The organism is Stenotrophomonas sp. GD04024 (genome assembly GCF_029837545.1).
In the GTDB taxonomy this organism is placed as follows: domain Bacteria; phylum Pseudomonadota; class Gammaproteobacteria; order Xanthomonadales; family Xanthomonadaceae; genus Stenotrophomonas; species Stenotrophomonas forensis.
Genome location: NZ_JAOEDV010000050.1, coordinates 14,047 through 32,951, shown reverse-complemented (window position 1 = coordinate 32,951; position 18,905 = coordinate 14,047). Strand labels below are relative to the sequence as shown.

General features: G+C 67.0%; 9 protein-coding genes and 1 riboswitch. Of the genes, 3 read left to right on the top strand and 6 right to left on the bottom strand.

Going from position 1 to position 18,905, the window contains the following annotated elements; genetic code table 11:
* Both N7590_RS15270 and N7590_RS15265 read right to left on the bottom strand, forming a co-directional pair.
* Positions 1-1,628: MFS transporter (locus N7590_RS15270; protein ID WP_279935707.1), on the bottom strand; the 1,628-nt coding region annotated here is incomplete at its 3' end.
* Positions 1,629-1,771: 143 nt separating this feature from the next.
* The gene (locus N7590_RS15265; protein ID WP_164240816.1) at positions 1,772-3,199 is read right to left on the bottom strand and encodes a DcaP family trimeric outer membrane transporter; all 1,428 of its coding nucleotides are present in this window, start codon (positions 3,197-3,199) and stop codon (positions 1,772-1,774) included.
* Positions 3,200-3,444: 245 nt separating this feature from the next.
* Between N7590_RS15265 and acs the strand changes: the two genes are divergently transcribed.
* From acs to N7590_RS15250, 3 genes are all read left to right on the top strand, one after another.
* The gene (gene acs, locus N7590_RS15260; RefSeq protein ID WP_164240817.1) at positions 3,445-5,388 is read left to right on the top strand and encodes an acetate--CoA ligase; all 1,944 of its coding nucleotides are present in this window, start codon (positions 3,445-3,447) and stop codon (positions 5,386-5,388) included.
* A gap of 121 nt (positions 5,389-5,509) precedes the next feature.
* Positions 5,510-6,175 carry a response regulator transcription factor gene (locus N7590_RS15255; RefSeq protein ID WP_006477308.1) on the top strand — a complete coding sequence of 222 codons (666 nt, stop codon included), beginning with the start codon at positions 5,510-5,512 and terminating at the stop codon, positions 6,173-6,175.
* Positions 6,176-6,407: 232 nt separating this feature from the next.
* A riboswitch (yybP-ykoY riboswitch) is annotated at positions 6,408-6,497 on the top strand.
* 88 nt (positions 6,498-6,585) lie between these two features.
* The gene (locus N7590_RS15250) at positions 6,586-7,161 is read left to right on the top strand and encodes a manganese efflux pump MntP family protein (protein WP_164240818.1); all 576 of its coding nucleotides are present in this window, start codon (positions 6,586-6,588) and stop codon (positions 7,159-7,161) included.
* A gap of 92 nt (positions 7,162-7,253) precedes the next feature.
* Here the strand turns inward: N7590_RS15250 and N7590_RS15245 are convergent, their stop codons facing one another.
* The 4 genes from N7590_RS15245 to N7590_RS15230 all read right to left on the bottom strand — a co-directional run bounded on the left by N7590_RS15245 (position 7,254) and on the right by N7590_RS15230 (position 18,817).
* On the bottom strand, positions 7,254-10,700 hold the full coding sequence (locus N7590_RS15245; protein WP_053510498.1) for a PAS domain-containing hybrid sensor histidine kinase/response regulator: 3,447 nt from the start codon (positions 10,698-10,700) through the stop codon (positions 7,254-7,256).
* Positions 10,701-10,835: 135 nt separating this feature from the next.
* On the bottom strand, positions 10,836-12,983 hold the full coding sequence (locus N7590_RS15240) for a S46 family peptidase (RefSeq protein WP_164240819.1): 2,148 nt from the start codon (positions 12,981-12,983) through the stop codon (positions 10,836-10,838).
* Between the two features lie 180 nt (positions 12,984-13,163).
* On the bottom strand, positions 13,164-17,024 hold the full coding sequence (locus N7590_RS15235; RefSeq protein WP_164240820.1) for a translocation/assembly module TamB domain-containing protein: 3,861 nt from the start codon (positions 17,022-17,024) through the stop codon (positions 13,164-13,166).
* The gene (locus N7590_RS15230) at positions 17,021-18,817 is read right to left on the bottom strand and encodes an autotransporter assembly complex family protein (RefSeq protein ID WP_164240829.1); all 1,797 of its coding nucleotides are present in this window, start codon (positions 18,815-18,817) and stop codon (positions 17,021-17,023) included. The genes N7590_RS15235 and N7590_RS15230 overlap by 4 nt, the downstream gene beginning before the upstream one ends.
* Positions 18,818-18,905: the final 88 nt, after the last annotated feature.

Genomic DNA, 18,905 nt, shown 5'->3' with positions numbered 1-18,905 from the left:
AACAGGCCACCCACCACCACCGACATCAGCGCAATGCCGATCGGGTACCACAGGCCGTAGTACAGGTTGCCGGTACCGGCCACCAGCGCGAACGAGATCGCCGGCAGGAAGCCACCGAACCAGCCGTTGCCGATGTGGTACGGCAGCGACATCGAGGTGTAACGGATGCGGGTCGGGAACAGTTCGACCAGGTAGGCGGCGATCGGGCCGTAGACCATGGTCACGTACAGCACCAGCAGCCACAGCATGAAGATGGTGCCGGCGATGTTGATGCGTGCACCATCGGCCTTGGCCGGGTAACCAGCGGTGGTCAGGGCGGTCTTCAGCTCCGCACCAAACGCATCGGCCTTTGCCTTGCCGTCTTCCTTGCTCAGGCCAGCGCCTTCATACGAGGTGACCTGGCTGCTGCCCACGCTCACCATCGCCAGCGAGCCGGCAGCGGCAGGCTGCACGTCGTACGGCACGCCGGCCTTGGTCAGCGCGGCGGTGGCGATGTCACAGGAGCTGGTGAACTTGCGTACGGCGACCGGGTCGAACTGGAAGGAACAGGTATTCGGATCGGCAATGACCAGTGCCGGCGAGTTGGTCCGGGCTTCTTCGATGGCCGGGTTGGCGAAGTGGGTCAGGCCCTTGAAGATCGGGATGTAGGTGACGGCAGCCAGCAGGCAGCCGGCCAGGATGATCTTCTTGCGGCCGATACGATCGGACAGCCAGCCGAAGAAGATGAAGAACGGCACGCCGAGTGCGAGTGCAGCGGCGATCAGCAGGTAGGAGGTGGTGGCATCGACCTTCAGCATGCTGCTCAGGAAGAACAGCGCGTAGAACTGGCCGCCGTACCAGACCACGGCCTGGCCGGCTGCCGCACCAAGCAGGACCAGCAGCATCAGCTTCAGGTTGCCGCCCTTCAGGCTGTCACGGAACGGCGTCTTGGAGCCCTTGCCTTCCGACTTCATCTGCTGGAACAGCGGCGACTCGCTCAGCTGCAGGCGGATCCACACCGAGATGCCCAGCAGCAGGATCGAGACCAGGAACGGGATGCGCCAGCCCCAGGCCTCGAAAGCTTCGTTACCCAGGAAGTAACGGCAGGCCAGGATGATCAGCAGCGACATGAACAGGCCGAGCGTGGCGGTGCACTGGATGAAGCTGGTGTACAGGCCACGCTTGTCGTCCGGCGCGTGCTCGGCCACGTAGGTGGCAGCACCGCCGTACTCACCGCCCATCGCCAGGCCCTGGGCCAGGCGCAGGATGATCAGGATCACCGGAGCGGCGAAGCCGATCGAGGCATAGTTGGGCAACACACCGACCAGGAAGGTCGAGATGCCCATGATCAGGATGGTGACCAGGAAGGTGTACTTGCGGCCGATGCGGTCGCCGAGGCTGCCGAAGAAGGCCGCGCCGAACGGACGCACGAAGAAGCCGGCAGCGAACGCCAGCAGGGCGAAGATCATGCCTGTGGTTTCATTGACGCCACTGAAGAACTGCTTGGCGATGATGGCGGCGAGCGAGCCGTACAGGAAGAAGTCATACCACTCGAACACCGTGCCGAGGCTCGAGGCGAAGATGACCTTCTTGTGGCCCTGGGTCAGGGTGCCCGCTGGATTGTGCGGGCTTGATGCAGTGCTGGACATGGGACGTTTTCCCTCTGTAGATGCCGGCCTTGGTCGGCACTCAATTCGGTGGGTGCCGACCTTGGTCGGCACTCAATCTCGGTAGGTGCCGGCCATGACCGGCACCCCATCTCGGTAGGTGCCGGCCGCTGGCCGGCACGCTCTTAGAAGCTGTACTTGGTGGTGAACTGCAATCGGGTGATGTCACCCTTGTTGCCGTTCTCGATCTCGCGACGGCCGTACATCAGCTCGGCGCCGATATCGACCTTGGGCAGCGGTGAGTAGAAGATGTTGCCGCGCACGCTCTGCACGCTCTTGGTCACCAGCGGGCCCAGCACGCTGTCGTTGTCGTAGTCGCTGCGCGCGTAGATCAGGTTGGTGCGCAGCTTCGGCGAGAACGCATGCCGCCAGCCCACATAACCGGCAAGCACGCCGGTCGGGTTGAGCTCGTCGCGAGCCACGTCGTAGGCGCTGTCGGCGGTGATGCCCAGGCCGATGTAGCGGGCGATGCCTTCGCCGCCGGTCAGCTGGTAGTGCAGCGAATCGCTGTCACCCATCACCCACTTGCCGCCCAGGGTCAGGCCGCCGGCCACCTTGTCGGCTTTGGCGCCGGTGGCCTGGTTGTCGACCTTCAGCTGGCGGACGATGCCGCCGACACCGAAGGTGCCCCAGTCGCCCTTCCAGCCATAGCGCAGCGTCAGGTCGGGCAGGCTGCCACGATCGGAGTTGGCACTGGCATTGGTCCAGGCGCCGGTGACCGGGTTGCGGGTACCGGTGAGGGTGGTGGTTTCCGGGTTCTCCAGCGCGACGCTGAAGCCGCCCTGGGTGTAGCGCACCTGGGCTTGGCGCACGAAGATCACGCCGTCGGTGGGGCCGACGAAGTCGACCGCTTCCGGCAGCGCGGCCGCGTCCATGAAGTTGGACCAGGTCTGGCCGGCCAGCCAGTTGTTCCAGTACATGTAGGCGTGGCGCAGGGTCACGCCATAGGTGTTGGTGGCGGTCTGGTTGCCCAGCGAGTTGCCGAAGAAGTCCATCTCGAAGAACGCACCGGCCTTGTTGCCCGATTCGCTCACGTTGTCGATGCCCAGGTTGAAGCGCGAGAACTTGGCATGAGCATTGAAGTCGGTGCCCGAACGCTTGCCGCTGCCGCCGGCGCCTTCCACCGGGGTCTGGCCCGGCAGGTACAGCGAGCGGCCGGTGGCATCGTCGGCCAGCTGGCCATCGCTGGTCTGGGTGGCCAGGAAGTCGGCCTTGATGAAGCCGCCGATCTTGACCGTAGTGCCCGGCGCCGCGCCCGGGGTGATGGTGGTGACCTGGATCGGCTGCTTGCCGGCCGGCACCTGTGCGACCGGCTTCTGCCCGGCCTGCACCGTGCGGACTTCGGTCACCGCCTGCTGGGTCTGGCTGATCTGGGTCTGCTGTTGTTGCTGCGAAGACAGCAGCAGCTGGACCTGGCGTTCCAGTTCGGCAACGCGTGCTTCCAGCGCTTTCTCTTTGGCGGTCTCTGCGAACGCCATGCCCGGTGCGACCAGGGCGACCAACAGGCAGGCCGCCAAAGGTTTGCGCACGGCTTTCAACGTACGGTGGCTCATGTTGCCCTCTCTCCCAAGTGGCAAGGTGATGCCGCGCGTGGGGCACGGTCGAGCCGAGACTGCGGGGCGTTCGCGCACAGCGGCTATTCGCCATTGGTCGAACCCGGCCCTGCTGGGCGCTCACTTTCGACCATGGTCTAACCAGAGTGGTGACGCGACCGGGGGTGGATGGGGCAAACTGAGGGGAATCGGTCGCCGCGATGCTGCGACCGCACATACAAAGTCAACGTGCAAGTGAGGGTGCCATGGCTGATATCTACCCCGTCGATCCGCAGTTCGCCGCCAAGGCACGCATCGACAAGACGTCGTACGAACAGCAGTACCAGGCTTCGGTGACCGACCCGGATGGTTTCTGGGGCAAGGCCGCCGAGCGCCTGCAATGGATGCGCAAGCCGACGAAGATCAAGAACGTCAGCTACGACCTGTCCGACTTCCACATCAAGTGGTTCGAAGATGGCGAGCTCAATGCCAGCGTGAACTGCCTGGACCGCCAGCTGGACACGCGCGGCGACAAGACCGCGCTGCTGTTCGAACCGGATGGTCCCGACGCGCCGGCCCAGCACGTGACCTATCGCGAGCTGTACGAGCGCACCTGCCGCCTGGGCAACGCGCTGCGCAACCTCGGCGTCAGGAAGGGCGACCGGGTCACCATCTACCTGCCGATGATCGTCGACGCTGCGGTGGCGATGCTGGCCTGCGCGCGCATCGGTGCGATCCACTCGGTGGTGTTCGGCGGCTTTGCGCCGAACTCGATCGCCGACCGCGTCAGCGACTGCCAGAGCAAGCTGATCATCACCGCCGACGAAGGCCTGCGCGGCGGCCGGAAGATTCCGCTGAAGGCCAACGTCGATGCCGCGCTGAAGCTGCCGGGCACGAACACGGTTGAAACCGTGCTGGTGGTGCGCCACACCGGCGGCGCGGTGGACATGCAGGCGCCGCGCGACCGCTGGTTCCACGACGTGGTGGACAGCCAGCCGGCCACCTGCGAACCCGAGCGCATGAACGCGGAAGACCCGCTGTTCATCCTCTACACATCCGGTTCCACCGGCAAGCCGAAGGGCGTGCTGCACACCACCGGCGGCTACCTGCTGTACGCGGCCTACACCCATGAAGCGGTGTTCGACCTGCGCGAGGACGACATCTACTGGTGCACCGCCGACGTCGGCTGGGTCACCGGGCACAGCTACATCGTGTACGGGCCGCTGGCCAACGGCGCAACCTCGCTGATGTTCGAAGGCGTGCCGAACTATCCGGATACCTCGCGCTTCTGGAACGTGATCGACAAGCACAAGGTGAGCATCTTCTACACCGCTCCGACCGCCATCCGTGCGCTGATGCGCGAGGGCGAGGAGCCGGTGAAGAAGACGTCGCGCGCCTCGCTGCGCCTGCTCGGCAGCGTTGGCGAGCCGATCAATCCGGAAGCCTGGCGCTGGTACTACGAGGTGGTCGGCGACAGCCGCTGCCCGATCGTCGATACCTGGTGGCAGACCGAAACCGGCGGCATCCTGATCTCGCCGCTGGCCGGTGCGATGGACCTCAAGCCGGGTTCGGCCACCCTGCCCTTCTTCGGCGTGCAGCCGGCGCTGGTCAATGCCGATGGCGAGATCCAGGACGGCCCGACCGAGGGCAACCTGATCATCCGTGATTCGTGGCCGGGCCAGATGCGCACGGTGTACGGCGACCACCAGCGTTTCATCGACACCTATTTCCGTACCTACCCGGGCAGCTACTTCACCGGCGACGGTTGCCGCCGCGACGAGGACGGCTACTACTGGATCACCGGCCGCGTCGACGATGTGATCAACGTGTCCGGCCACCGCATCGGCACCGCCGAAGTGGAAAGCGCGCTGGTCTCGCACCCGAAGGTGGCCGAAGCGGCCGTGGTCGGTTTCCCGCACGACGTGAAGGGCCAGGGCATCTACGCCTACGTGACCCTGGTGGCCGAAGAAGCACCGAGCGACGAACTGCAGAAGGAACTGGTCGCCTGGGTGCGCAAGGAGATCGGACCGATCGCCACGCCGGACCACCTGCAGTGGGCGCCGGGCCTGCCGAAGACCCGCTCGGGCAAGATCATGCGCCGCATCCTGCGCAAGATCGCCGAGAACGCGCCGGACCAGCTCGGTGACACCTCGACCCTGGCCGATCCGTCGGTGGTGGCGTCGCTGGTGGATGAGCGCAAGGTGCGCTGATGGCGTGACTGCAGGCGCAGGACGCGCCAGGGACGTGGCCGGGAGGAGGGACCCGGCCGTGTCCGACCCGTCCTGCACCTGCCATCACGTCGCTCCTTTTCCTGATCGATAAGCTCGACCCATGACCACCCTCCTGATTGCCGATGACCACCCGCTGTTCCGCGAAGCCCTGCGTGGGGCGGTGCAGCGGGTCATCCCGGGCGTGCAGTTGTTCGAAGCCGACAGCGTGGAAGCGCTGTACGCGCTGGCCGACCAGCACAACGACGCCGACCTGGTCCTGATGGATCTCAACATGCCCGGTGCGCAGGGTTTCAACGCGCTGGTGCACATGCGCTCGCTGCACCCGCACCTGCCGGTGGTGGTGGTGTCCGCGCGCGAAGAGGCCACGGTGATGCGCCGCGCACTCGACCACGGCGCGCTCGGCTTCATTCCGAAGTCGGCCGACTCGGACACCATCGGCCATGCACTGGGCACCATTCTCGATGGCGAGACCTGGGCACCGCCGGAAGCGCACAACGTACCGCCCACCGGCAGCGAGGAACGCGAGGTGGGCCAGCGCCTGCGCGAGCTGACCCCGCAGCAGTTCCGCGTGCTGCAGATGCTCGGCGCAGGCCGCTTGAACAAGCAGATCGCGTACGACCTCAACGTCTCCGAAGCGACGATCAAGGCGCACGTCACCGCGATCCTGCGCAAGCTGGGCGTGACCAACCGCACCCAGGCCGTGCTGATGGCCGGCAAGCTGGCGATCGACGACGACGCCATCGTGCTGCCGCCGGAAGAGGATTGACGGTCGTGCCGACCGCTGGCCGGCAATTCCCTGAAACGCGCGAAACGCACGAAACCGCTCCGGTAGGTGCCAAGCTTGCTTGGCACGCTTTTGACGTTGCACCTGCCGGCCAGCGGCCGGCACTACCAGGCACCACTGCGCTCGCGGTATAGCCATCGCTATACAAACCAGCCCTGCCTGCGCGTTTCGCTGGAAACGCGCCACGCGCGGATCGCAGTGCTAAGCTTCGCGTCCCCTTGGGGAGTAGCCGGATTCCTTCGCAGGAATCGTCCACGTCAACATACTCGGCCAGTGCGCCGTGGCGTGGACAACCATGATGGTTGGCGAGACCAGCGGCCCGCGCGCGCAACACCAGGTTGGGCGCGAGCGCAGGCCGTGCGTCCGTCCTAGCCCGACCTCACCCGCCGCCCATGTCCCCCATTTCGATCCTCCTGATCGGCTTTGCCATGTCCACCGATGCCTTCGCCGCTGCAATCGGCAAGGGTGCGGCCATGCGCAAACCGGTGTTCCGCGATGCGCTGCGCGCCGGCATCATCTTCGGCGTCATCGAAGCGATCACGCCCATCATCGGCTGGCTGCTCGGCCGTGCCGCCCTGCAGTACGTCGAAGCCTTCGACCACTGGATCGCCTTCGGCCTGCTCGGCGCGCTGGGCATCCACATGATCTACAACGGCCTGCGCCCGGACAGTGCCGGGGAAGAAGAAGATCCTTCGCAGCACCACGGCTTCTGGAAGCTTGCGCTGACCGGCTTTGCCACCAGCATCGACGCGATGGCAGTGGGCATCGGCCTGGCCTTCATGGACGTGCATATCGGCGTGATGGCTGCGGTGATCGGCCTGTGCACGCTGACCATGGTCACTGCCGGCATCATGCTCGGCCGCGTTCTGGGCAGCATGGTCGGCAAGCGCGCCGAGATCATCGGCGGCGTGATCCTGGTGATCATCGGTGCGACGATCCTGTACGAACACCTGCATGGCGTGGGCTAACGCGCCCGCGATTGCGTGGTTGCCGGCCAGCGGCCGGCACTACCAGGCATCACCTCCACGCATGGCGTGGATCTACTGCCGGGCGGCCGGCACTACTGCGCATCGCGCAGCGCGCCCAGGAAGGCGCGCAGCGAGGCCGGCTTGATCGGTTTGGTCAGCACGCGGTAGCCGCGCTCGCGCGCCATGCGCTTCAGTTCATCGCGGCCGTCGGCGGTCAACAGCGCGCCGGGCAGTGGGTAGCCCGCCGCATCGCGCAGGGCCACCAGTGCATCCAGGCCGTCCATGCGGTCGTGCAGGTGATAGTCCACCAGCATCACCTGCGGACGCTCGGCGATCTTCTCCAGCGCCTGGTCGACGGTCGCGGCGGTGATCACCTGCACCTGCCAGCGGCCAAGCAGCGCGCGCATGCCGTCGAGGATTTCCTCGTCGTTGTCCACGCACAGCACGCGCAGCCCGGCCAGCGAATCGCTGCGTACCGGTGCGGCCACGGCCTGTGCCGGCGTGGCCAACTCGGTGTATCCGGGCAGCGGCGCCACCCGCGGCAGGATGATCGAGAACATCGAGCCCTTGCCGACCCGGCTGCGTGCGTTCAACCGATGGTCGAGCAGGCGCGAGATGCGCTGGCAGATCGACAGGCCCAGGCCGAGGCCCTGCTCGCCCCAGTCGAACGGCTGCTGGTAGCGGTGGAATTCGTCGAAGATCTGCCGCATGTGGTGCTCGGGAATGCCGGGGCCGGTATCCCACACCTGCAGCTCCACTTCGTCACCACGGTGGCGTACTGCCAGCACGATGCGGCCCTGGCGGGTATAGCGCAGCGCGTTGGCCAGGAAGTTCTGCAGCACGCGGCGCAACAGGCGGCGGTCGCTGCGTACCCACGCCGGGCGCGCGAACAGGTCCAAGCGCAGGCCACGGCCAGCGGCAACCGGGGTGTACTGCGCGGCCAGCTCCCGCATCAGCGCGCTCACGTCGAACTCGCCGATCACCGGGTGCAGGCCGCCAGCATCCAGCCGCGATACATCCAGCAGACCATCGAGCAGTTCCTCGGCGGCACGCAGCGAGGCATCCACGCGTTCGGCCAGATGCTTCTGCTCGTCACTGACGTGGTCACTGTCACGCAGCGCGGAAGCAAACAGGCGCGCGGCATTCAGCGGTTGCAGCACGTCGTGGCTGATCGCCGCCAGGAAGCGGGTCTTCGACTGCTGCGCGACCTCGGCCTCGTGCGAGCGCTCGGCCACGCGCTGTTCCAGCGTCTCGTTGGCTTCCAGCAGGGCTTTTTCCGCGTGCTTGTAATCGGTGATGTCGTTGTAGCTGGTGACGTAGCCGCCACCGGGCAGCGCCTGGCCACGCATCTCGATCACCTTGCCGTCGCTGCGGGTACGCTCGAACACGTGTGGTGAACCGGCGCGCATGTAGCCGATGCGGCGGTTGATCTGGATCTCGATGTCGCCCTCGCCAAGCTCGCCACGCTCGGCGTTGTAGCGGATCAGATCCGCCACCGGGCGCCCCACGTAAAGCATGCCGTCGGGGTAACCGAACATGTCCTGGTAACGACGGTTCCAGGCGGTCAGGCGCATGTCCGGATCGACCACGCTGACTCCGGCGCTGATGTTCTCCAGCGTGGTCGACAGGATCTCGCGGTTGAAACGCAGCTCCTGCCCGGCTTCATCCAGCACCGCCACCACTTCGCCCAGGTCCATGCCCGAGCCGCGCAGCAGGCTGGTCAGCAGCAGCCGCGCGGACGCCGCGCCGATCGATGCGGCCAGCAGGCGCTCGGTGAACTGCACCCAGGGCCGGTCGGCCGGTGCCGAGGACTGCAGCTCGCGCCCCAGCGACTGCGCCTGCTCGAAGAAGGCGCGCCGCGCGTGGCGTTCACCGACCACACGCGAGGCCAGTGCCAGCAGGTCGCCCACGTGCACATGACCGGGCCAGCCACCGGCCACCGAGGGGCGCTCGGCATACGGATCGAGGAATGGCGCGGCGCGCAGCCGCTCGTCCACGCCCGGTCGCCAGCGCGCGGACACCAGCATCATCGTCGCCGCATTGACCAGCAGTGACCAGAACGTGCCATGGGTCAGCGGGTCCCAACCGGTCATGCCGAACAACTGCTGCGGGCGCAACCAGGTGATGCCGAACGGGCCATTCTGCACCCAGCCGGCGTCCATCCAGCCGGCCATCGTCATCGCTGGCAGCAGCAGCGTGTACAACCACGTGCCGAAGCCCAGCAGCATGCCCGCCTCGACGCCGCGGCGGCTGGCGCCACGCCAGTACAGGCCGCCGATCAGCCCCGGTGCGAACTGCGCCACGGCAGCGAACGCCATCAGGCCGTAGCTGGCCAGGGTGCTGTCATTGCTGCTGCTGCGGTAGTAGCTGTAGGCCATCAGCGCCAGCAGCAGGATCGCCAGCCGGCGGATCCACAGAACGCGCGAGGCGACGTCGGCGGCTTCCTGGTGATCACCACTTCGGCGCAGCAGTACCGGCATCACCAGATCGTTGCTGACCATGGTGGCCAGCGCGATCGAGGACACGATCACCATGCCGGTCGCCGCGGAGAAGCCCCCGATGTAAGCAATCAACGCCAGTGTGTTGCGCCCTTCCGCCAGCGGCAGGGCCAGCACCATCGAGTCATCGGCCACGCCACTGCCGGTACCGAACAGGCTGACACCGGCGGTGGCGATCGGCAGCACCATCGCCGAGATGAGTACCAGGTAGCCGCCGAACATCCAGCGCGCACGGCGTACATCGCGTACATCCCCGCACTCGACCACCGCCACGTGGAACTGGCGCGGCAGGCAGATGATGGCGAGGAAGCTGAGCAGCGTCTGCGACAGGAAGCCCACCGGAGGCAGTCCGGTGAACAGCGTATGCACCGACTCCACCACCGCTTCGTTGCGGTCGCTGAGCCAGACGTAGGCGAACACGCCCACCGCCACCATCGCCACCAGCTTGATCACGGACTCCAGCGCAATGGCCAGCATCATGCCGTGATGATGCTCGGTGGCATCGACCTGGCGGGTACCGAACAGGGTGGCGAACAGCGCCATCAACAGGGCCACGTACAACGCCGGGTCGCTGAAGAAGCCGGTCGGGCCGGTGTTGCCGGTCAGCACCTGCAGGCTCATCGCCACCGCTTTGTACTGGAGGGCCAGGTACGGAATGATGCCGATCAGCGCGATGATCGCCACCAGCGCTGCCAGCCGCCGCGAGCGGCCGAAACGCGAAGAGATGAAATCGGCGATGGAGACCACGTTCTGGCTGCGCGCGATAAGCGCCAGGCGCTCGATGATGCGCCAGCCGAACAGCAGCAGCAGCAAGGGGCCGATATAGATCGGCAGATAGCCCACACCGTTGCGCACGGCGGTGCCGACCGCACCGTAGAAGGTCCACGACGAGCAGTACACCGCCAGCGCCAGGCTGTAGACCACCGGCCGCAGCCATGGCCGGTCGGGATACATCGGCCGGCGGTCACCCCACCACGCCACGCCGAACAGCAGCGCGGCATAGGCAACCGAGACCAGCAGCAGGATCCAGCTGGAGACCACGCGCGTGTTTCCGTCGGAGGAACCCGCAGTGTAGGCCAGGCATGGCCGGGTGTACGGGCTCGTTGGGGGCAACCACCCCCACCAGGGTGGGGGCCTACGCGGTGCGGGCCACGACCGTTGGTCGTGGCCGGCTTCTTACTGGGCCGGCACGCCCATTTCCTTCAGCAGCTCGGGCGCCGGGTAGACCTTGGCCAGCAGCCAGCGCAGGTAGCGCATGTCCACGTGCACGGCACGCTTGTAGCGCGGGTCGAACCACCAGCTGGCGCTGACCGATTCCCAGTTGCTGTCGAAGTTCAGGCCGATCAGTTCACCCTTGGCGTTGAGCACCGGCGAGCCGGAATTGCCGCCGGTGGTGTCCAGGTTGGTCAGGAAGTTGACCGTCTGGGTCTTCAGCGCCGGATCGGCGGTGCTGCCGAAGTCACCCTTGGCGATCGCCGCCAGCAACGGCTTGGGTGCATCGAACGGATAGGCGTTGGTGTTCTTCTCGACGATGCCGGCCACGGTGGTCACCGGCGAGTAGCTCACGCCATCGCGCGGATGCAGTGCTTCCACCTTGCCGTAGCTGATGCGCAGGGTGCGGTTGGCATCCGGGTACACCGCGCGGCCCTGCTTGGCACGCCAGGCGAACAGCGCCTGCATGTAGGCCGGGCGCAGGCGCAGCTGCTCGCCTTCGCGGGTCTTGCTCTCGTTCTCGATGCGCAGCTGCGCGGCCACCAGCGGGCCGGCCACGGCGATCAGCGGATCGGCGGCAAGCGCCTTGCCTTCGCGGGCGGCAGCGAAGCGTGACAGGCGCTGCGCCTCGTCACCGAGCTGGGTGCCGGCGTACAGGGTGTCCAATGCCTTGGCCAGCTGCTGCGGGGTACGACCGAAGGCGGCGTCGAACTCGGCCACGCGCTGCGCATCCGGCAGCTGCTGGTAGCGGGTCAGCAGGGTGGTCAGCAGCGCCTTCTCGACCTCCGGCGCATAGCGGCGCTGCACCTGCTTGAGCACGCCTTCGATCATCGCCTGGTCGCGCTGCTGGTAGCCGCTCTCGCGCTGCGCGTCGGGCTTGGCCGACTCGATGCGCAGGCGCTCCAGCAGCAATGCCGAGCGCAGCAGCTGGCTCTGCGCGGCCATCTGGTCCAGCAGCAGGTCACGCTCGCCCACCGTCGCACCCTGCGACAGGTTGGCCAGCAGCGCCTTGATATCACCCTGGTACCTGCGGTCGGTGGCGGCCAGCATCGCGCTTTCGTCGGCGGCGCGCTGGGCTTTGGCATCGCTGCGCAGCAGGCCTTCCAGTTCACCGGCGGCGCGCTTGCGGTTGTTCTTCAGCGACTGCAGCTGCGAGGCGTAGCGGGTACGCGCCTGTGCATCCTTGGCGCTGGCGGCTTCGATGGTGTCGATCATCTGCTGGAACACCGACACGCGGCGCGGCAGCACGGCATCGATCTGGCCGGCGAATTCGGCGGCGGTGCGGTGGCGGTAGGTGATGCCCGGGTAACCGGCCAGCATCGCGTAGTCGCCTTCCTTCGGGCCTTCCACGGACATCTGCAGGTGTGCCGGTGCCTGGTAGGGCACGTTGTCCTTGCTGTACGCAGCCGGCTTGCCGTCCTTGCCGACGTAGGCGCGCAGCAGGGTGAAGTCGCCGGTGTGGCGCGGCCACATGAAGTTGTCGATCTCGTCGCCGTAGTTGCCGATCGCACGCGGCGGCGCGTAGACCAGTCGCACGTCGCTCAGTTCCAGCTGGGCGATGCGGTAGAAGTCGGTGCCGTAGTACATGTTGGCCACCGAGCAGCGCACGCTGCCGTCCTTCTCGCACTCGGCCACGATCTGCTTGCTGGCCGCATCCACCGCGTCGAAATAGGCACGGCCGGTCTTGCCGCGCGCCTGCGCCAGCACCTGGTCGGTCACCTTGTCGAAGCCGACGGTGACCAGCACGCGGAAGTCCGGGTTGGCCGGGCGCTCATCGGCGCGGCCGTTGGCGATGAAGCCGTTGTCGATCAGGTTGTGCTCGGGCGAGCTGTTGTACTGGATCACGCCCATCGCCACGTGGTGGTTGGTCAGCAGCAGGCCGTCGGAGGACACGAACGAGCCGGTGCCACCACCGGCACGCACGACGGCGCTCAGCGGCGGCGCGGTGACGTTGGCCAGGTCGGCCGGATTGCCCTTGAAACCGGCCGCCTGCAGCGGCTTGGCCAGTTCCGGCAGCTGGGTCGGCATCCACATGCCTTCATCGGCGTGGGCACCGGCGGCGAGGGTCAGGCCGAGGGCCAGGGCGGTGGGAAGGGCTTTGCGTGGTGACATGGGGCAATCCGGTACGACAGAACAGCCCGGGACCATAGCCGCTGGGGGCGGCCGGGGCAACGGCCGATGGTTGGGTCGGCGTGCACGGTCGTGCACGGTAATGCCGGCCGCTGGCCGGCAACCCACGCAACCCGGGAGCTACGGTGCAGCTGCCGGCCAGCGGCCGGCACTACCAGATCGTTATTTCTCCCGTCGCCAGTTGATCGACCCACGGTTTTCCACCGTGCTCGATTCCACTTCCACGTCGAAGCCGCGGCGCAGCAGGTACTTCAGCGTGATCACCGAACCGGCACCGACCAGCGACACGCCGTAGCCGACGTACAGCTTGGGCGAGATGTACTTGCCGACGCCGATCACCGAGCCACCCAGCGCGCGCGACTGGCTCACGCCGGCATCGTCCAGGCCCAGCTTGGCGCCCAGCTGCGAGGCCAGCAGGCCACTGCCTGCAGAGAGTGCCGCCGAGGCCGCGTTGACCTGCTGGGTCTGGTCGCTGCTGGCGCCGGTCAGGCTGCGGCCCAGCACCAGGTAGGCCAGCGCCTCGGACTGCGACATCGCCGGCTCGGACCACACGTCCGCACGCGGTTGCTGCGCACGCCCGGTGACGTCGATGCCGGCCGTGACATCACCGACCCGGCGCTCGGCACGGATGTTGATGCGCGGGTCGGACACCGCGTTGTAGTTCCAGGTCAGGTTGCCGCGGGTGATGGTCAGGTCCTGCCCATATGCCTTGTAGCGCCCGCTCACTTCCAGGCCACCGTTGGCGGTCATCTCGCGGCCGGGCTTGGCCCAGACCTGCATCTTGCCGGTCAGCGCGCCCTTCAGGCCGAAGCCGGTCATCTTCACCTTGTCGCCGAGGCTGACCGTCAGGTCCATGTCCAGTGGCGAGGTGCGCGACTCTTCCGGATCGACCGGATCGAGCACCACCACGTCTTCAGACACCGAGGTGCCGCGGTCCAGGCGTTCGAGGTCGATATCGGCCTCGGGCACATGCACGGTTCCACGCAGCTCCATTGCCGCCTTGGCCAGGGTGAAATCGAGGTTGGGATTGGCGACGATGCGCAGTTCGCTGGTGTTGGACAGCAGCACGTTGTCACCGTGGATCTTCAGCTGCAGCGGCTGTGCATCACCGAACCACGACAGGCCGCCATCCACGTACAGCGTGCCCTGGCCGGAATTGGCCTGCGCGGTGATCCTGGCCGAGCCATCAGGCTGGGCCACGAAGCTGCCCTTGCCCTGGTCGAAGGTCAGGCCCAGCGCCGGGAATTCACCCTTGAAGTTGCTCAGCTGCGCGTCACCGCCCAGCGATGGCTGGCCACGCGTGCCGCGCAGGCTGACGTGGCCTTCGATCAGGCCGGTCGGGCGCACGATGTCCGGCGAGAACAGCTCCAGCCAGTACAGCCGCGACATGTTGAGGTAGAGCTCACCGTTCAACGGCGCGCTGGCTTCCCAGCCGGTCTGCATCCTGGCATCGACGAAGCCGTTGCCCTGGAAGCCCATGCCCAGGTAGCCCTTGATGCTGGCCGGGGTCATGTCCAGCTTCAGCGAGAACTGGTCATAGCGCACCAGCTCGCCACGGGACGCATCGCCCACCGTGGTGCGGTTCTCGCCCAGGCGCACGCCGCCTTCCTTCGAGCGCACTTCCACATGGCCTTCCCAGGCATTGCCGCGCGGGCGGATCTGCGCGTCCAGGCTGACATCGCCGCGCAGGTAGATGCGGCGGCCGGACTGCGGCGGCAGCCATGGCTGCACCAGCGCCAGCGGCAGCGCATCACTGCGCACCACCAGGCCCTCGCGCGGCCAGTTCGCCTGGGCGCACAGCGCGCCACTGCTGGCGGCGGCCAGGCAGGCTTCGGACAGGGTGTAGGTGCTGCCGTTGATCGCGAACGCGGCCGGCGCACGCAGCGACCAGGCATCGCCCTTCACCGGTGCGATGCGCAGCGATGCCAGCTCGCCACGCCACTGCGCGCCCTGCTGGCGCACGCTGCCCTGCAGCTCGATCGCGCCCATGTCGTTGCGGGTCTGCGCGGCCAGCCGCAGATTGGACACACTGCCCTGCGCGTCGATGTTCAGCCGTTCCAGCAGCATGCCGGCGTTGACCTGCTGGCCCTGCACCGCCAGCGTGCCGCTGTCGCCGCGCCACGGCAGGTGGCCCTTGATGCTTACGCTCTCGGCGCCGTAGCCATCCCAGTTGAGGTTGTTGCCGATCAGGTCGGCGGTGATGTCCGGCGCATCGCGCGGGCCCTTCACCTGCACCTGGCCACGCAGGCCACCATCGGCGCCCGGCAGCAGATCGCTCAGCTGCAAAGGTTCGAAGCGTGCATCGATGTCGAGACGATCACCGACCTTGCCCGAAGCGGTGACCCGGCTGCTGCCCAGCGCCAGCTTCAGATCGCCCTGGCCCTGGGCGCCCTGCAGCGCGAACTTGCCCTGTGCGTCGAGGTTGCGCTGGCGCAGGATGCCCTTCAGCGACGGCAGATCCACCGTCGCTTCCAGCGTGCCGGCCGTGCCCGGTGCGGCATTGGCCGGCGGCGGCAGCTGGCGGCCCTTGGAGGCCAGGTTGCCGGACAGTCGGCCATTCCAGCCCGGCACGAAATAGCCGGGGTCGAAGTCCTTCAGTGCAGCCTTGGCGTCCCAGTCCAGCTGTGGCGCCCAAGCGACCTGGCCTTCCACCTGCAGCTGGCCACCCGGGGTCTGCGCCTGCAGCTGGTGGATCGACGCGGCCTGGTCATTGCCACGCACGTCGAAGCGCAGCTGCGCCTTCTGCTTTTCGCGTTCGACCTCGGCGCGGCCAATCGCCGCCCACGCCTTCAGCGTGCCGGCCAGGCCGAAGCGCGCTTCCTTCAGCGTCACCGGTACCGGCGCGCTGCCGGCGGTGTTCGGGTCCGCGGCCGGCACATAGGTCAGGTTCCGCGCGACCACCGAGAAATTGAGCTTCTGCTGGTCTTCCTGGCTGAAATCGGCGGTGCCCTCCAGCCGGGCTTCGCCCCCCAGGCCCTTCACCAGCAGCGGCGAGACCTTCAGCACCTGGTCCTGCAGCGACACCACCGACGGTGCCAGTTCCAGTTCCTGGTCGCCCTGCTTCACCTTGCCGCGCAGGTTGGCGTTGCCGCCCTTGCCGGCAGCGGTGAAGTCCAGCGCCAGCGGCGCGATCGCCGAGCTGGCCAATGCCGGCGACAACAGCGCCAGATCCAGTTCGTCACTGCGGATGCTGGCATTCCAGCTCGGGTCGGTCCGCCCGTCGAACACCAGCATCGCGTGCAGCGGCTTCGGTGCACGCCCGGCCACCGCCACCTCCATATGCGCAAGGTCGCCGCGTGCCACCAGCCCCACCGTCGCCGCAGTGCGCCCACGCGGTGCCGGCAGCACCGCCGTGACCGTCACGTCGGTGTCGTAGTCCTTGGCCGGGATGTAGCGGCCCTGGGCGGTGAAATTGCCCATGTCGCTGTCCACGACCAGCTTGTGCGCCTGGAATTCGCCGTTGGCGATTTCGATGCCGCCGCGCACGCGGCTGATGTCGATCACCGGCTCGTTGGCCTGGCTGATGCGGAAGCCATCGATGGCAATGGCGTCGGCCTGGATCGCCAGCGGCATCTCGATCTGCGGCAGCGAATCCGGCCACGACGGCAGCTTGAACGGCTCGTCACTCTTGGCCAGGTTCAACGTCGCGTTGGTCAGTTCCAGCTTGTCCAGCAGCAGCTTGCGGCCCAGCAACGGGCGCAGGTCCGGCTCCAGGTGCGCGCGCTCGGCGTGGAAATGGATGTCGTCATAGCGGAAGTCGACGTTGTACAGGGTCAGCGGACCGGCCACCGGGCCGTCCACCTTGTCCCAGGTGAAGCTGGCGCCGACCGGCAGCCGTGCCACCACCTGCGCCAGCAGCACATCGCGGCCGGCCACGGTCTGCAGCAGCCAGTACACCGCCAGCAGGGCCAGCAGCACCAGGCCGATCACGCCGGCGCCGGACCATGCCCAGAAGCGGCGGCGGCGGTAGAAGCGCACGCGCGTCGGCGTGTTCGGGGTCGGCGTGGGTGCGGGCGTGCTCACAGGTCCGCTCCGATGTTCAGGTACAGCTGGAACTGCGAATCCGGGTTGTTCAGGCCGTGCGCCACGTCGATGCGTACCGGGCCGACCGGCGATTTCCAGCGCACGCCGAAGCCGACGCCAGTGTGCAGATCAATGGTGTTGTCGAAGGCGCTGCCGGTATCGACGAACACCGCCGCGCCCCATGGACCGCCATTGAAGTAGTGCTCGTACTCGGCCGAGCCGATCACCAGGTTCTTGGCGCCCAGTGCGTACTTGTCCGGCGCCGGCGTACGCGGGCCGACCTCGCGGTAGGCGTAGCCGCGGATGCTGCGGTCGCCGCCGGCGAAGTAACGCAGGCTCGGTGGCATCGCCACCAGGTCGCTGGTCCAGGTGGTGCCGCCCTCGCCGCGCAGGATCAGGCGGTTGCTTTCGCCCACCGGGATGTACCAGCGCAGCACGGCATTGGCCTGCACGAAGCTGGTATCCGAACCGACGCCCTCGATGCCGGTCCGTAGCGTCGCGGTGCCGCTGATGCCCTTGCGCGGGAACAGCGGGTCGTCGACGTTGACGTAGTCGGCCACCATCTGCGGGTACACCAGCGTCGAGGTGTTGTAGACCGCATCGGTGAATTCGGTGCCGGAGGCGTAGCGCCAGCGCTCGCGCAGCGCGTTGACCGAGGCGATCGCGGTCCAGTGCTCGTTGATCTCGCCGCTGCGGCTGGCGATCAGCTTGAAGTTGCGCAGGTCGATGTAATCGGTCTGTTCGTCATACGCGCTGGCGGCGAAGGTGTACCAGCCGTCGAGCCAGTTGAACGCCGGGATGCGGTAGCTGGTGACCAGGCTCTTGCGCTTCTGCGCATAGTCCAGCTGCGTGTTCATCTTGTGGCCGCGGTTGTTCAGGAACCGCCGCTCGATGCCACCGCGCACACCCGGGCCGCTCTCGCTGCCGTAGCTCAGGCCGGCGGTGTAGATGGTGCGCTTGGCGCGGGTCAGCTTCACGTCCACCGGCACGTCGCCGTTCGCGTCGGCCTGGTCCGGACGCGGCTGGATGTCGATCACGCTGAAATAGTCCAGCTTGGTCAACGACTGCCGCAGGCGATCCAGCTTGCCCTCGTGGTAGTAGCTGCCCTGGTCCCAGTACACCAGCGGGTCGAACAGCTTGTCGACGAAGTAGTCCTGTTCGAAACGCACCGGGCCCATGTTGTAGCGGCGGCCACTGTCCCAGGTCAGGTCGATGTCTGCAGCATTGTCGGCGCGGGTGATCTGCACCTGGCGCTGGGTGTAGTCGGCGTCGAAGTAGCCACGTTCGGCCAGGCGGCGGGTGATGGTGATCTTGCTGGCTTCGTACTGGGTATGCACGAAGCGCTGGCCCTTGCGCGGCTTGAACGCAGCCAGGTCGTCCTGCAGGTACTGGTCGTAGATCGCCGGGCCGGTGATGTCGATGTGCTCGCGGCGCACGGTGACCGGCGCACCCTTGTCGACATGGATGAGCACGCGCACGTGCTCGTCCACGCGCGGCGCCTCGACCTTGATCACCGGGTTGTAGTACCCGAACGGTTCCAGTGCCTGGCGGGTCTGCCGCTCGGCCTGCGACAACAGGTACTCCAGGCGCGACTCGCCCTGCTCCTTGCCGATCGTGTCGTACAGCGACAGCGATTCCTGGATGTTCTCGATGATTGCGGCGTCGTCGCCCTTGTCCAATCCCTTGATGTCCACCTTGTCGATGGTGCCGCGCGCGTGGGCCACGGAAGTGGCGGCCAACGACAGGACCATCAGCGGCAGGGCGTATTTCTTTGGCTGCATGCGGCACAGCATACCGACCGGAGGTGACGATGCGAAATGCATCACGTCATTCGGGATCGGTTGTTAAGTGGCGGTCAAAATACGCGCCTTTGTGGCGATC

Coding starts and splice junctions, on each gene's coding strand:
- N7590_RS15255 (WP_006477308.1), top strand. CDS start 5,510: ATGACCACCCTCCTGATTGCCGATGACCACCCGCTGTTCCGCGAAGCC.
- N7590_RS15250 (WP_164240818.1), top strand. CDS start 6,586: ATGTCCCCCATTTCGATCCTCCTGATCGGCTTTGCCATGTCCACCGAT.
- acs (WP_164240817.1), top strand. CDS start 3,445: ATGGCTGATATCTACCCCGTCGATCCGCAGTTCGCCGCCAAGGCACGC.
- N7590_RS15230 (WP_164240829.1), bottom strand. CDS start 18,817: ATGCTGTGCCGCATGCAGCCAAAGAAATACGCCCTGCCGCTGATGGTC.
- N7590_RS15265 (WP_164240816.1), bottom strand. CDS start 3,199: ATGAGCCACCGTACGTTGAAAGCCGTGCGCAAACCTTTGGCGGCCTGC.
- N7590_RS15240 (WP_164240819.1), bottom strand. CDS start 12,983: ATGTCACCACGCAAAGCCCTTCCCACCGCCCTGGCCCTCGGCCTGACC.